Below are 12,414 nucleotides of genomic sequence, written 5' to 3' on the forward strand. Positions count from 1 at the left end.
ACATCCGATGAGCAGGCTGCAGGAGCAGATCGAGATCAACGCCCCGGCCGAGGACGTCTGGGCACAGCTGCACCGCTTCGACCAGTACCCGGAGTTCGTGGACGGCGTGCGCAGCGCGTTCGCGGAGCACGGCAACCGGGCGCACTTCGACGTCGGCGTCGGCGGTGAGCGGCGCGGCTTCGAGACCGAGCTCACCGATCGTGGCGCCGAGCAGGTGCTGGCCTGGCAGACGGTCGGCGGCAGCCCGGAGCTGAAAGGCGCTTTCACCGTAAGGGAGTTGGACGGCGGACACTGCGCGTTGCAGGCGCGGCTGGAGTACGACGGGGCGGCACTGCAGGAGGCGTTCGGCGGCCCGAAGGGGTTCGCCCAGGTGCGGGCCGTCGAAGAGGCGGTGCGGACGGATCTGGAGCAGTTCAAGGAGTTGGTGGAGAACAGGTAGGCCGGCCGGGGCGAACGGTCCGCCGGGGATTCCGCTCCGGCCCGTCCCGAGTGTGGTCGGCGGCTATCCGGCCTCGGGTGTGGGCAGATTCGTTCGGACATGCCGAGCGAAGGGGGCCCCCGATGGCCGCAGTGCACGAATCCGTTCTGGACGCGATCGGCGGGACGCCGCTGATCCGCCTCGCCCGGCTCGGCGCCGGGATCGCCGCGCCGATCTATGCCAAGGCGGAGTTCCTCAACATCGGTGGCAGCGTGAAGGACCGGGCCGCCCTGTCGATGGTCCTGGCCGCCGAGCGGGACGGACTGCTGAGGCCGGGCGGGACGATCATCGAGGCGACCTCCGGGAACACCGGCATCGGGCTGGCCCTGGTCGGGCGGCAGCGGGGGTACCGGGTGATCGCCGGGGTGTCCGACAAGGCGGCGCCGGAGAAGGCGGACATCCTGCGGGCGTACGGCGCCGAAGTGGTGCTCGCGATGACCTCGGTGGCGCGGGAGGATCCGCAGCACCTGTTCAACGTGGTCACGCGGTTGTCCGAGGAGATCCCCGGCGCCTGGCTGGCCAATCAGTACGACAACCTGGCCAATCCCGATGCCCATGTCCGGACCACCGGCCCGGAGGTCTGGGAGCAGACCGGCGGCCGGGTGACCCACTTCGTCGCGGGCGTCGGCACCGGCGGCACCGTCACCGGCACCGGCGGGTACCTGAAGCAGGTGTCCGGCGGGGCCGTGACCGTGATCGGCGCGGACCCGGAGTCCTCCTCGTACGGCGGCGGGGACGGCAGTCCGTGGTTCGTCGAGAGCATCGGCCACTTCCTCCACCCCGAGACGGTCGAGGACCGCTGGCCGCAGGCCTACCGCTCGGAGGTGGTCGACTCCTTCGAGCGGATCCCGGACCGCGAGTCGCTGCTGATGGCACGTCAACTCGCGAGGGAGGAGGGCCTGCTGGCCGGTCCGTCCTCCGGTACGGCGGTGGCGGCGGCGCTGCGGGTGGCGCGCGGGCTGGGGCCGGAGGACGTGGTCGTGGTGCTGCTGCCGGACTCGGGGCGGTCCTACCTGTCCAAGGTGCACAGTGACGTGTGGATGCGGGAGTGGGGCTTCCTGGAGGATGAGGGGGACGGCTTGCGGGTGCTGCTGGACGCCGCCGGAGCGCTGGTGACGGTCGGGGCCGATGCGAGCGTCGCCGAGGCGCTGGCGGCGTTGCGGGCCGCACCGGGTGGGGTGGTGCCGGTGGTGCTGCCGCGGGCGGGGCGGCCGTACGGGGTGGCCGCGGGGGAGGTGATCGGCTCGGTGTCCCGGGAGGTGCTGGCGGCGGCGCTGGCCGACGGCGGGGCCAAGCCGGACGGCCCGGTGCGCCCGCTGCTCGGGCCGGCCCTTCCGACGGTGGGGGTCGGGCAGTCGGTGGCGCAGGCCCGGGCGGCGCTGGCGGGCGGCCACCCGGCCGTGGTGGTCCTGGTGGACGGCCGGGTGGCGGGGGTGCTGTCGCGGGACCTGCTGAGCTGGCGGAACCCGCCGAGCCGGCACGGCCTGGCGTGACCCGCTGAGCCGGTGTGACCTGCTGAGCCGGTGTGACCTGCTGAGTCGGCGTGACCTGCTGAGTCGGCGTGACCTGCTGAGTCGGCGTGACCCGCTGAGCCGGCGCGACCCGCTGAGCGGGCCGGCCTCAAGGGGCCTGACTGCCCTGCGGGGTCGCCAGGATGGCGAGGATGACCCGGTTCAGGGTGCGGTCGAAGGCCTGGTCCGGGTCGGCCGGCGGGCCGGCGGTGGCGAAGGCGTGGGCGAGGTTGGGGTAGGCGCCGCTCATCGCCGCCTGGGTGAGGTACCCGACCATCTCCGCCTGCCACTTGGCGCCCGCGGCGGCCGTCTGCTCGTACTGGGCGAACTGGCAGATGAAGCCGTTGAACATCGCCATCGCCTCCATCCGCACCCCGCCCGGCAGGCCGGTGGGGGCGGTGACGGCGAGGAAGTGGTCGGTGTAGCGCAGGGCGTTGGGGCCGATGCCGGGGCGGGCGATGACCAGGCCGGGCAGCCACGGGTGGCGGCGGAAGATGGTGAGCTGATCGTGGGCGAGGCTCGCGAGGTCGGCCCGGACGTCGCCGCTGGGTGACGGGGGCAGCCGGTACTCACCGCAGGCGGCGTCGAGCATCAGGTCGAGCAGGTGCTCCTTCTTCGGCACGTAGTTGTAGAGCGACATGGTGCCCGCGCCGAGCGCGGCCGCGACCCGGCGCATCGAGACCGCGTCCAGGCCCTCGGCGTCGGCGATCACGATCGCTGCCGCGGCGATCGAGTCGCGGCTGTGGGCGGGCCGGGGGCCGCGGCCGGTGCGCTCGGGGCGCAGCCAGATCAGCTCGGGGGCCTCGGGGGGCACCGGCTTCTGGGGTTCCTCGGGTCGCGCTGCACTGTTCGGGGGCTTGCTGGACGGCACTGGGAGATCACCTCGCTCCCCCCATCTTAGATACGTACGACGTACGTAGTAGCATCATCCCCAGCTTCTACGTACGCTGTACCTAGAGAAGGGCAGAGCCATGTCCGATACCACCCGACCCGCCATCGAGATGGTGGGCGTCGAGAAGCGCTTCGGGGCCACCGAAGCCCTGCGCGGTCTCGACCTGACCGTCCCGGCCGGCGCGGTCTGCGGCCTCCTCGGCCCCAACGGCGCCGGCAAGACCACCGCGGTGCGCGTCCTCGCCACCCTGGTCGCCCCCGACCGGGGCACCGTCCGGGTCGCCGGGTACGACGCCGTCCGCGAGGCCGAGGAGGTCCGGCGGGCGATCGGCCTGGCCGGGCAGCACGCCGCGCTGGACGAGGGCATCACCGGCCGCGACAACCTCCACCTGTTCGGCCGGCTGCACCGCCTCGGCGCCCGCCGGGCCCGGGCGCGCGCCGACGAACTGCTGACCCGCTTCGACCTCGCCGAGGCCGGCGACCGGCTGGTCCGCACCTACTCCGGCGGCATGCGCCGGCGCCTCGACCTGATCGCCAGCCTGGTCACCAGCCCGCCGGTGCTCTTCCTGGACGAGCCCACCACCGGGCTCGACCCGCGCAGCCGTCAGGGAATCTGGGACACCGTCAAGGAGTTGGCCGACGGCGGCACCACCGTGCTGCTCACCACCCAGTACCTGGAGGAGGCCGACCGGCTGGCCGACGACGTCGTGGTGGTCGACCACGGCGCCGCGATCGCCACCGGCCCACCGGCCAGGCTCAAGGCGGCGATCGGCAGCCAGGTCTCCGTCACCCTGGCCGATCCGGGCCAACTCGGCGCCGCCGCTGTGGTGTTGTCCGCGCTGTCCGGCGGTGACGCCCAGGTGGACCTGGCCGAGCGGGCGGTCACGGTGCTCACCGGTCCCGGGGTGAGCGTCCTGCTGCCCGCGCTGGTCCGGGAGTTGGACGCCGCCGGGGTCATCGCCGAGGACGTCGCCGTCCGGGCGCCCTCGCTGGACGACGTGTTCCTCGCGCTCACCGGGAAGTCCCGGGAGACCGCCGACCTGGGAAGGGTCGCCTGATGTCCTCCGCCGTCCCCGCCGCCGTCCCCACCACCGTCCCCACCGCCGCGCGCCCTTCGCTCGGCACCCGGCTGGTCGCCGACACCGGCACCTCGATGCTCCGCATCCTGCTCAACTACCGCCACTCGCCCGGCCTGTTGGCCGCCTCGCTGGGCGTGCCGGTGGTCATGGTGGTGGTCTTCGGGTACGTCTTCGGCAGCGCCATGCAGGTGCCCGGCGGCGGGGACTACCGGGAGTTCCTGATGCCCGGACTGTTCGCCATGGTCGCCACCAACGGCATCATGCCCACCATGGTCGGCGCCGCCCGCGACGTCGGTCGCGGGGTCACCGACCGGCTGCGCTCGATGCCGGTCTCCCGCACCGGGCTGCTGCTCGGACAGACCCTCGCCGACCTGCTGGTCACCGTGGTCGTCCTGACCCTGCTGGCGCTGGTCGGGCTGGCCACCGGCTGGCGCGCCCGGCACGGCGCCGCCGACGCGCTGGAGGCGTTCGCCCTGCTGCTGCTCTTCCGGTTCGTGATGACCTGGGTCGGCACGCTGCTCGGCCTGGCCGTCGGCAAGGAGGAGGCGGCCGGCCAACTCTCCGTCGTCGTCTTCCCGTTGGCGATGGTCACCAACGCGTACGTGCCCACCGGCGGGATGCCCGGCTGGCTGCGGGTGATCGCCGACTGGAACCCGATCAGCTCGGTGGTGGAGGCCGCCCGCGAGCTGTTCGGCAACCCGGCGGCGCCCGGCACCGCCTGGCCGATGCAGCACGCCGTCCTGGCCACGCTGCTGTGGAGCGCCCTGCTGCTGGTGCTCTGCGGGCCGCTGGCCGTAAGGAAGTTCGCCACCCACGGGCGGTGAACTCGGCCGTCGACGGGCGGCGACCCGCCCGCTCCGCCGAAATGTGCTGGACACCGTGGCCGGTGTGGCCTTAGGTGGGGCGCCATGGAGTACACCCACCTCGGCCGCACCGGCCTGACCGTCTCCCGCCTCTGCCTCGGCACCATGAACTTCGGCCCCCACACCGAGGAGGCCGATGCCCACCACCTGATGGACACCGCCCACGAGCGCGGCATCAACTTCTTCGACACCGCCAACACCTACGGCCGCGACCCCGAGGGCAACCTCAAGGGCCGCACCGAGGAGATCATCGGCCGCTGGTTCGCCCAGGGCGGCGGCCGCCGCGAGCGCACCGTGCTCGCCACCAAGGCCTACGGCGAGATGAGCGACTGGCCCAACGAGGGCCGGCTCTCCGCGCTCGCCATCCGCAAGGCCGTCGAGGCCAGCCTGCGGCGGCTGCAGACCGACCACATCGACCTGTACCAGATGCACCACATCGACCGGGACACCCCCTGGGAGGAGATCTGGCAGGCGATGGAGGTGCTGGTCGCCCAGGGCAAGATCATCTACGTCGGCTCCAGCAACTTCGCCGGCTGGCACCTCGCCCAGGCCCAGGAGGCCGCCCGTTCCCGGCACTTCCTCGGCCTGGTCAGCGAGCAGTCCCTCTACAACCTGCTCGACCGGGCGATCGAACGGGAGGTCATCCCGGCCCTCCAGCACTACGGCCTCGGCCTGCTCCCGTGGTCCCCGCTGCGCAGCGGCCTGCTCGGCGGCATCCTGCGCAAGGAACGCGAGGGCACCCGGGTGCGCGGCGCCCTCGGCTACGCGAACGAGCAGCTGGAGAAGCACCGAGAGCAGCTCCAGGCCTACGAGGACTTCGCCGCCGAACTCGGCACCGACCCGGCCGAGCTCGCCCTCGCCTGGCTGCTCTCCCGCCCCGCCGTCACCGCCCCCATCATCGGCCCCCGCACCCCGGCCCACCTCGACGCCGCCCTCGCGGCCTTCGATCTCACGCTGGACCAGAAGACCCTGGACCGCCTCGACGAACTCTTCCCCGGCCACAAGCCCGCCCCGGAGGACTACGCCTGGTAGGCCATGGCGGCCTCGGCCCCCGGTCAGGGGGTCCAGGCCGGCCCGGCGGCGCACCCGGCTGTGGTAGCAAGGCAGGCATGACGGAGCGGAGTGCGTACCACCACGGGGCGCTGCCGGAGGCGTTGGTGGCGGCGGCGTTCGAGGTGGTGGACGAGCAGGGGCAGGAGAAGGTCAGCGTGCGGGAGGTGGCGCGCCGGGCGGGGGTGTCGGCGGGGGCGCCGTTCCGGCACTTCGCGGACCGGCGGGCGTTGTTGACCGCGGTGGCGGACCGGGTGCTGGCGGACTTCGCGCGCTGGCAGGAGGCGGAGGTGGCGGCCGCCGAGGCGGTCGGGGGGTCGGCGATGCGGGCGCTCGGGCTGGGGTTCGTGCGGTACGCGCTGCGCCATCCGCGGCGGTTCGAGCTGGTGCGCTCGCGGGTGTTCACGGCCGCCAGGGACCCGGAGCTGCGGGAGCGGGTGGACGGCCTGGAGCGGGCGTTCGCCGGGCTGATCGCGGCGGACCAGGCGGCGGGCCGGGTGGGGCCCGGCGACCCGGAGCTGGTGCTGCTGTCCGGGCAGGCGCTGGTGTACGGGCTGGCGCAGATGATCGTGGACGGCTACCTGCCGGCCGAGCGGGCGGAGGAGCTGGCCGTCCGGGTGCTGGACACCTTCCGTGCGGGGATCGCCGGGACCGTCAACCAGCTTGAGCGGTAACGGAATTGTGGTTGCAGCGAGTCTTGACCGGTCCGGTGCGCGCTGATGTAATCACCGATCACATGAGGGCGAGTCGGGGGAGGCGCAGATGCCGTTGTTCGCCAAGCCACTGCCGGGCTACACCACCGCCGGTGCCACCGGCGACACCGTGGTGCTGCTGATCGGCATGCGGATCAACCGGTTCTGGGCGGTGCACCACTGGGGCCCGGTGATGTTCGCGATGTTCCGGATGCTGTACGAGCTGCGCCGCAGCCCCGAACGGGGCCTGCGCGGGCGGATACTGCTCACCGCCTCGCCGCGGACGTACTACGTCGTCCAGTACTGGGAGTCGAAGGAGCACCTGTACCGCTACGCGAGCGCACCGGACGGCTTCCACCACACGGTGTGGGGCATCGCCAACCGGATGGTGCGGGAGGGGAAGACGCACCGGCACGTCGGGCTCTGGCACGAGACGTACATCGTGCCGGAGGGCGGCTACGAGTCGATCTACTTCGACATGCCGGCCTTCGGCCTGGCCGGCGCCACCGGCCAGCTGCCGCTGGAGGCGCGCGGCCGGCACGCCGCCCAGCGCCTGGCCTTCCGGTCGGACGGCGGGAAGGGCGCCCAGACGGAGGCGGACACGGACACCCGGTCGGACGGCGGCAAGGGCGCCCAGTCCGACGGCGGCAAGGACAACACCCAGGTGGAGGCCGAGGCGGACGCCCGGGCGGAGGCTCCAGGAGTGTCGTGAGTCCGTCCGGCCGCCCCGGTGTGGGAGCGTCGGGGGATGGTCGATCAGGACGGCGCCGCGCGACCGGCGCGGGTGGTGCACGAAGTGCCGTACCGGGCGCAGTGGGAGTCCGCGGAGCTGGTGCGGGACATCGTGGACGGGCGGCTGGACGCGGCGCGCGACCCGCGTTGGGGCCAGTCGGGGGCGGCCACCCCGGAGGAGTACGCGTGGTGGTCCTGGCGGCTGTGCGGGGTGGCCTGTCTGCGGATGGCGTTGGAGCACTGGTGGGGTGTGACCCCGGCGGCGATGGTGCTGGCGGCCGAGTGCCTGGCCGCCGGTGCGTACGTCCGGGACGGTGAGAGCCTGCGCGGGCTGGTCCACACGCCGTTCGCCGACTACGCCCGGCGGCGCTGGGGACTGGCGGCCCGGGCCGCCGAGTTGACGCCCGCCCAGGTGGGGGCCGAGGTGGCCGGCGGGCGACTGGTGATGCTGTCGGTGCACCCGTCGATCCGGGAGCCGGACGGCCCGGAGCCGGTCCGGCGCGGCGGCCACCTGGTGCTGGCGGTGGGCGCCACCGAGACGGCGCTGCTGATCCACAACCCCTCGGGGTTCCCGGGGGAGTCGCAGGCCTTCGCGCGGGTGCCGTGGCGCTCCTTCGGGCCGTTCTACGCCGGGCGGGGGATCGTGCTCGGCCCGCCCGGCGCCGTCGGGGGCCGGGTGTCGGCCGGTCTGGGATCGACCGGTCTGGGATCGACCGGCCAGGGGTCGGCCGGCAGCCCGGGGTAGCGGGGCCGGTAGGCCGGGGTGGCCGTGCATCGACCTGCCGTGCATCGACCTGCCGTGCATGGACCTGCCAGGCACCGGCCGGTGGCCCGGGGTGGCGGTCAGCCGTTGTCCGGCAGCCCCACCGGATAGAACGGCAGGCCGCTCCGGCACAGTGCCGAGATCGGCTTCAACGCGGCGGCCAGTGTGTCGAGTTCGGCCCGCGGATAGTCCTCCCAGACCCGGGCGGCGGCCAGGTCGGTGGCCGCCTCCAGGGACTGGTGACGGATCCGGCCGAGTTCGGTGACCGCGCCGGCGGCGGTCAGCCAGCCGCGCTCGACCAGGCGATCGGCGGCGGCCTCCCACTCGGCGTCCGTCCAGCCGCGCACCGGCTGGAGCTGCTCGCGCCGCATGTCCATCGCGCAGCGGATCACCAGCGCCTCGCAGCCGTCCAGCCCGGCGGTGACCAGTGCGGCCACATGGCCGTCCCCGCGGTGCTCGCGCATCACGGTGGCGGCCCGCCAGAGCCGCTCGTACAGCCCGGTCGGCGCCGGGAGCGCGGCGTTGGCGGCGGCCAGCACCCGGCCGACGCAGTCCAGTCGGGCCGCGGCCTGCTCCAGCGTCTCCACCGCCCGCTCGACCTGCGCGCGGTCCACATGTTCCAGTAGCCGGGCCAGCGCGGCGCCCGCGCCCTTGCCGCGGGCTGCCAGCGCCTCCTCCGGGCTCGCCAGCGACCAGACCGCGGGCAGGGCGCGTTCGACCATCGCCGGGGCGAAGTTGAAGAACGCGGCGGTCACCGGTGGGGCGTCCACCGCGCCGAGCGGTGCCGAGCGGCCGGCGAAGTAGCCGCGCCAGAAGCCGCGGAGCCCGGCCTCCTCGAAGGCGTCGCGACACTCGGGCTGGAAGTAGGTGACGGCGTGCACCGGCTCGAAGAGCCACCAGAGCGCGCGGGCGGGATGGACGAGATCGGCCATCGGGGACCTTCCTCGGACGGAGCTCCGGGCGGGTGCGGGGAGCTCGACTGGTCGGCACAGCACGGCCGCGCGGCCGCCCGAGCGGCGGGGTGCGGGGCCGCTCGGGCGGGTGCGTGATCCGTTCACCTGCTGATGACCACCGGGTCGGCCCCGGTAATCCCCCGGCGGGGTGTGATGCCGGTCACTCGGACGCCGCGGGGGTGGCCGCGGGGGTGGCCGTGGGGGGTGGCCACGGGGGTGTGCGAAGGCGCGCGCGGGACTACGGCTGTACCGGCGGCATCGCCAGCGGGTTGACCGGCAGCTGGGCCCGGCAGAGCACCGCGATCGGCCGCAACAGGGCCGCCAGGCGGTCGAGTTCACCGTCCGGCAGGCCCTCCCAGATCCGACCGGCGGCCAGGTCGGTGGCCGCCTCCAGGGACTGACGGCGGATCCGGCCGAGTTCGGTGACCGTGCCGGCGGCGGTCAGCCAGCCGCGCTCGGCCAGGCGGGTCGCGGCGGCCTCCCACTCGGCGTCCGTCCAGCCGCGCATCGGCTGGAGCACCTCGCGGCGGGCGTCCACCGCGCAGTGCAGCACCGAGGCCTCGCAGCCGTCCAGCCCGGCCGCGACCAGTGCGGCCACATGGCCGTCCCCGCGGTGCTCGCGCAGCACGGTCGCGGCCTGCCACAGTCGCCCGTGGGCGTTCTCCGGCCGGGGGAGCGCGGCGTTGGCGGCGGCCAGCACCCGGCCGGCGCAGTCCAGGCGGGCCACCGCCCGCTCCAGTGCCGTCGCCGCCGATTCGATCCGCTCGGGCTCCACCGGCGCCAGCAGCCGGGTCAGCGCCGCCGCCGAGCCGGTCGTCCGGGCGGCGAGCGCCTGCTCGGGTCTCGCCGAGGTCCACACCTCGGGCAGGGCGCGTTCGACCATCGCCGGAGCGAAGCTGAAGAACGCGGCGGTCACCGGTGGGGCGTCCACCGCGCCCAACGGGGCCGAGCGGCCGGCGAAGTAGCCGCGCCAGCCGCCGTCCAGCCCGGCCGCCTCGAAGGCCGCACGGCTCTCGGGCTGCAGGAAGGTGACGGCGTACACCGGCTCGTAGAGCCACCACAGGGCGCGGGCGGGGTGAACGGCGGGATCGGACATCGGGGGCCTTCCTGGACGGGGGCTCGACGGCTGCTGTGCCGTCCGTGAGGTCGGGGATGCGGCCGGCGGGTGCCGGGTCGCGCAGGTGCTGATGGCCACCGCGACGGCCCCGGTAACCCTCGGGCCGGGTGTGATCACCGTCACGCGATGTACCCGGGGTGCGTCCGCCGGTGGTCGGGCGCGAGATGATGGGACGAAGCGCCTCCGGGCGTCCAGCCCTCGCAAGCCCCCGCACGAAGGTAGTCGGCCATGCCCCAGATCAGCCCCAGCATCCTGTCCGCGGACTTCGCCCGGCTCGCCGACGAGGCCGAGGCCGTCCGGGGCTCCGACTGGCTGCACGTGGACGTCATGGACAACCACTTCGTGCCGAACCTGACCCTGGGCGTCCCGGTGGTCGAGTCGCTCGCCCGGGCCACCGACATCCCGCTCGACTGCCACCTGATGATCGAGGACCCGGACCGCTGGGCCCCGCAGTTCGTCGAGGCCGGCGCCGGCTCCGTCACCTTCCACGTCGAGGCCGCTGCCGCGCCCGTCCGACTGGCCCGTGAGATCCGCGCCAAGGGCGCCCGCGCCTCGATGGCGCTCAAGCCGGGCACCCCGATCGAGCCGTACGAGGACCTGCTGCCCGAGCTGGACATGCTGCTGATCATGACGGTCGAGCCCGGCTTCGGCGGCCAGGCCTTCCTGGACATCATGCTGCCCAAGATCCGCCGCACCCGGGAGCTGATCGCCAAGCACGACCTGGAGCTGTGGCTGCAGGTCGACGGCGGCGTCTCCGCGGCCACCATCGAGCGCTGCGCCGAGGCCGGTGCGGACGTCTTCGTCGCCGGCTCGGCCGTCTACGGGGCCGAGGACCCGGCCGCGGCCGTCCGCAACCTGCGCGAGCTGGCCGCCAAGGCCTCTGCCGACGCCTGGTGGGCCTGCGAGCACTGAGATCGGTGTGCGGGACCGGTCCCGCAGGACCGCAGGACCGCAGGACCGCAGGACCGCCGGGCGGCCGGGCGGCCGGGCGGCCGGGCGTCGGGCCCGGGGCCGCCGGATGGCCGGACGCGGGTGGAGGAACGTCGCACCGTGGCGGATGATCGGTGACGGTGCGACCCCTCTCCCGCCCGGCCCTCCTCGTACGGTGGTGGAACCGCGATGAGCAACCTCGACCTCAGGCCCGCCCCGACCGACTGCGGCCGCGAGGCCAGTGGCGGACCAGTGAAGGATCTGCTGACGGGTCGTCAAGTCCCGCTCGGTGAGAGCACAGTGGTCCGCCGACTGCTCCCCAACCTGGGCCGCAGGATGGTCGGCGCCTGGTGCTTCGTGGACCACTACGGCCCCGATGACATCGCCGGCGAGCCCGGCATGCAGGTGCCGCCACACCCCCACATGGGCCTGCAGACGGTCAGCTGGCTCCACCAGGGCGAGGTGCTGCACCGTGACAGCCTCGGCAGCCTGCAGACCGTCCGGCCGTACGAGCTGGGCCTGATGACCTCCGGCCGGGCGATCTCCCACTCCGAGGAGTCCCCGCGCCCGCACGCCCGCTTCCTGCACGGCGCCCAGCTCTGGGTCGCCCTGCCGGACGCCCGCCGGCACACCGCCCCCTCCTTCGAGCACCACCCCGAACTGCCCGAGGTCACCGCCCCGGGCCTGCGCGCCACCGTCATCCTCGGCACCCTGGACACCGCCACCTCGCCCGGCACCACCCACACCCCGCTGGTCGGCGCCGACCTCGCCCTCACCGACGGCGCGGACCTCCGGCTCCCCCTCCTCCCCGACTTCGAGTACGCCGTCCTCGCCATGTCCGGCCGCGTCGACGTCGACGGCGTCCCGGTCGAACCCGGCTCCATGCTCTACCTCGGCTGCGGCCGCCGCGAACTCCCGCTCCTCGCCCGCTCCGACGCCTCGGTGCTGCTCCTCGGCGGCGAGCCCTTCGACGAGCGGATCGTCATGTGGTGGAACTTCATCGGCCGCTCGAACGACGAGATCGCGCAAGCCCGTTCGGACTGGATGAGTACTCACCGATTCGGTGAGGTGCACGGCTACTCCGGCGCCCGGCTGGCCGCCCCGGAGCTGCCGACCACCCCGCTGAAGGCCCGCGGCCGCGAGCGCTGACCGGGGGATGCGATTGACGAATGCCGGCGCTGCTGCCTCCACGCGGCGGGCGGTGCAGCCTGTGGTTTGCGTACCCTGTGGCCACCGGCCACCCAGGCTGGAGAGTGGTCGGCGGCCGCCGAAGTGGGGGGGCGCCGACCGGTGGCGGGGGGCGGGTAAGAAAAAGAGCACCGGGGTGAGAAAGGGGCTCGGCTCGCCGGGCCCGA

12 protein-coding genes and 1 pseudogene are annotated in these 12,414 nt (G+C 74.0%); 10 read left to right on the plus strand and 3 right to left on the minus strand.

Annotated features, from left to right (window positions below; genetic code table 11):
- Positions 1–7 precede the first annotated feature (7 nt).
- Together ACFWIS_RS15435 and ACFWIS_RS15440 are read left to right on the plus strand one after the other, a co-directional pair.
- On the plus strand, positions 8–439 hold the full coding sequence (locus ACFWIS_RS15435; RefSeq protein ID WP_380454607.1) for an SRPBCC family protein: 432 nt from the start codon (positions 8–10) through the stop codon (positions 437–439).
- A 122-nt stretch (positions 440–561) separates the two neighbouring features.
- Entirely contained in the window at positions 562–1,971 is a 1,410-nt protein-coding gene (locus tag ACFWIS_RS15440) for a pyridoxal-phosphate dependent enzyme (RefSeq protein WP_380454610.1), read from the plus strand.
- 127 nt (positions 1,972–2,098) lie between these two features.
- On the opposite strand, the gene ACFWIS_RS15445 is transcribed toward ACFWIS_RS15440, so the two are convergent.
- Positions 2,099–2,803 (minus strand): TetR/AcrR family transcriptional regulator C-terminal domain-containing protein, encoded by a 705-nt coding sequence (locus ACFWIS_RS15445; protein WP_380454613.1) that lies wholly within the window; start codon positions 2,801–2,803, stop codon positions 2,099–2,101.
- 157 nt (positions 2,804–2,960) lie between these two features.
- On the opposite strand from ACFWIS_RS15445, the gene ACFWIS_RS15450 reads away from it, so the two are divergent.
- The 6 genes and pseudogenes from ACFWIS_RS15450 to ACFWIS_RS15475 all read left to right on the plus strand — a co-directional run bounded on the left by ACFWIS_RS15450 (position 2,961) and on the right by ACFWIS_RS15475 (position 8,041).
- Positions 2,961–3,938: an ATP-binding cassette domain-containing protein gene (locus tag ACFWIS_RS15450; RefSeq protein ID WP_380454616.1), complete on the plus strand. Its 978-nt coding sequence runs from the start codon at positions 2,961–2,963 to the stop codon at positions 3,936–3,938.
- Positions 3,938–4,783 (plus strand): ABC transporter permease, encoded by an 846-nt coding sequence (locus ACFWIS_RS15455; protein WP_380454619.1) that lies wholly within the window; start codon positions 3,938–3,940, stop codon positions 4,781–4,783. Before ACFWIS_RS15450 ends, ACFWIS_RS15455 begins: the two co-directional genes overlap by 1 nt.
- Before the next feature lie 84 nt (positions 4,784–4,867).
- Positions 4,868–5,854 carry an aldo/keto reductase gene (locus ACFWIS_RS15460; RefSeq protein WP_380454622.1) on the plus strand — a complete coding sequence of 329 codons (987 nt, stop codon included), beginning with the start codon at positions 4,868–4,870 and terminating at the stop codon, positions 5,852–5,854.
- Positions 5,855–5,931: 77 nt separating this feature from the next.
- On the plus strand, positions 5,932–6,546 hold the full coding sequence (locus tag ACFWIS_RS15465; protein ID WP_380454624.1) for a TetR/AcrR family transcriptional regulator: 615 nt from the start codon (positions 5,932–5,934) through the stop codon (positions 6,544–6,546).
- Between the two features lie 94 nt (positions 6,547–6,640).
- Positions 6,641–7,150, plus strand: a pseudogene (locus ACFWIS_RS15470) (DUF4188 domain-containing protein); the annotation flags it as partial.
- A 162-nt stretch (positions 7,151–7,312) separates the two neighbouring features.
- The gene (locus ACFWIS_RS15475) at positions 7,313–8,041 is read left to right on the plus strand and encodes a C39 family peptidase (protein WP_380454627.1); all 729 of its coding nucleotides are present in this window, start codon (positions 7,313–7,315) and stop codon (positions 8,039–8,041) included.
- A 98-nt stretch (positions 8,042–8,139) separates the two neighbouring features.
- Here ACFWIS_RS15475 and ACFWIS_RS15480 read toward each other — a convergent pair whose 3' ends face one another.
- Together ACFWIS_RS15480 and ACFWIS_RS15485 are read right to left on the minus strand one after the other, a co-directional pair.
- The gene (locus tag ACFWIS_RS15480; RefSeq protein WP_380454630.1) at positions 8,140–8,991 is read right to left on the minus strand and encodes a hypothetical protein; all 852 of its coding nucleotides are present in this window, start codon (positions 8,989–8,991) and stop codon (positions 8,140–8,142) included.
- 259 nt (positions 8,992–9,250) lie between these two features.
- Positions 9,251–10,108, minus strand: coding sequence for a hypothetical protein (locus tag ACFWIS_RS15485; RefSeq protein ID WP_380454633.1), 858 nt, complete (start codon positions 10,106–10,108; stop codon positions 9,251–9,253).
- A gap of 249 nt (positions 10,109–10,357) precedes the next feature.
- On the opposite strand from ACFWIS_RS15485, the gene rpe reads away from it, so the two are divergent.
- Positions 10,358–11,041 (plus strand): ribulose-phosphate 3-epimerase, encoded by a 684-nt coding sequence (gene rpe / locus ACFWIS_RS15490; RefSeq protein ID WP_380454636.1) that lies wholly within the window; start codon positions 10,358–10,360, stop codon positions 11,039–11,041.
- Positions 11,042–11,248: 207 nt separating this feature from the next.
- Complete coding sequence (locus ACFWIS_RS15495; RefSeq protein ID WP_380454639.1) at positions 11,249–12,208, plus strand: pirin family protein; 960 nt, start codon at positions 11,249–11,251, stop codon at positions 12,206–12,208.
- The last annotated feature ends 206 nt before the right edge of the window (positions 12,209–12,414 follow it).

Origin of the sequence: Kitasatospora sp. NPDC127060, from assembly GCF_042724935.1 — a bacterium.
GTDB lineage: Bacteria > Actinomycetota > Actinomycetes > Streptomycetales > Streptomycetaceae > Kitasatospora.

Excerpts from the sequence above, each read along its gene's own strand:
- ACFWIS_RS15450 (WP_380454616.1), top strand. The coding sequence starts at position 2,961 with ATGTCCGATACCACCCGACCCGCCATCGAGATGGTGGGCGTCGAGAAG.
- ACFWIS_RS15485 (WP_380454633.1), bottom strand. The coding sequence starts at position 10,108 with ATGTCCGATCCCGCCGTTCACCCCGCCCGCGCCCTGTGGTGGCTCTAC.
- ACFWIS_RS15465 (WP_380454624.1), top strand. The coding sequence starts at position 5,932 with ATGACGGAGCGGAGTGCGTACCACCACGGGGCGCTGCCGGAGGCGTTG.
- ACFWIS_RS15480 (WP_380454630.1), bottom strand. The coding sequence starts at position 8,991 with ATGGCCGATCTCGTCCATCCCGCCCGCGCGCTCTGGTGGCTCTTCGAG.
- ACFWIS_RS15440 (WP_380454610.1), top strand. The coding sequence starts at position 562 with ATGGCCGCAGTGCACGAATCCGTTCTGGACGCGATCGGCGGGACGCCG.
- ACFWIS_RS15455 (WP_380454619.1), top strand. The coding sequence starts at position 3,938 with ATGTCCTCCGCCGTCCCCGCCGCCGTCCCCACCACCGTCCCCACCGCC.
- ACFWIS_RS15495 (WP_380454639.1), top strand. The coding sequence starts at position 11,249 with ATGAGCAACCTCGACCTCAGGCCCGCCCCGACCGACTGCGGCCGCGAG.
- rpe (WP_380454636.1), top strand. The coding sequence starts at position 10,358 with ATGCCCCAGATCAGCCCCAGCATCCTGTCCGCGGACTTCGCCCGGCTC.
- ACFWIS_RS15460 (WP_380454622.1), top strand. The coding sequence starts at position 4,868 with ATGGAGTACACCCACCTCGGCCGCACCGGCCTGACCGTCTCCCGCCTC.
- ACFWIS_RS15475 (WP_380454627.1), top strand. The coding sequence starts at position 7,313 with ATGGTCGATCAGGACGGCGCCGCGCGACCGGCGCGGGTGGTGCACGAA.
- ACFWIS_RS15435 (WP_380454607.1), top strand. The coding sequence starts at position 8 with ATGAGCAGGCTGCAGGAGCAGATCGAGATCAACGCCCCGGCCGAGGAC.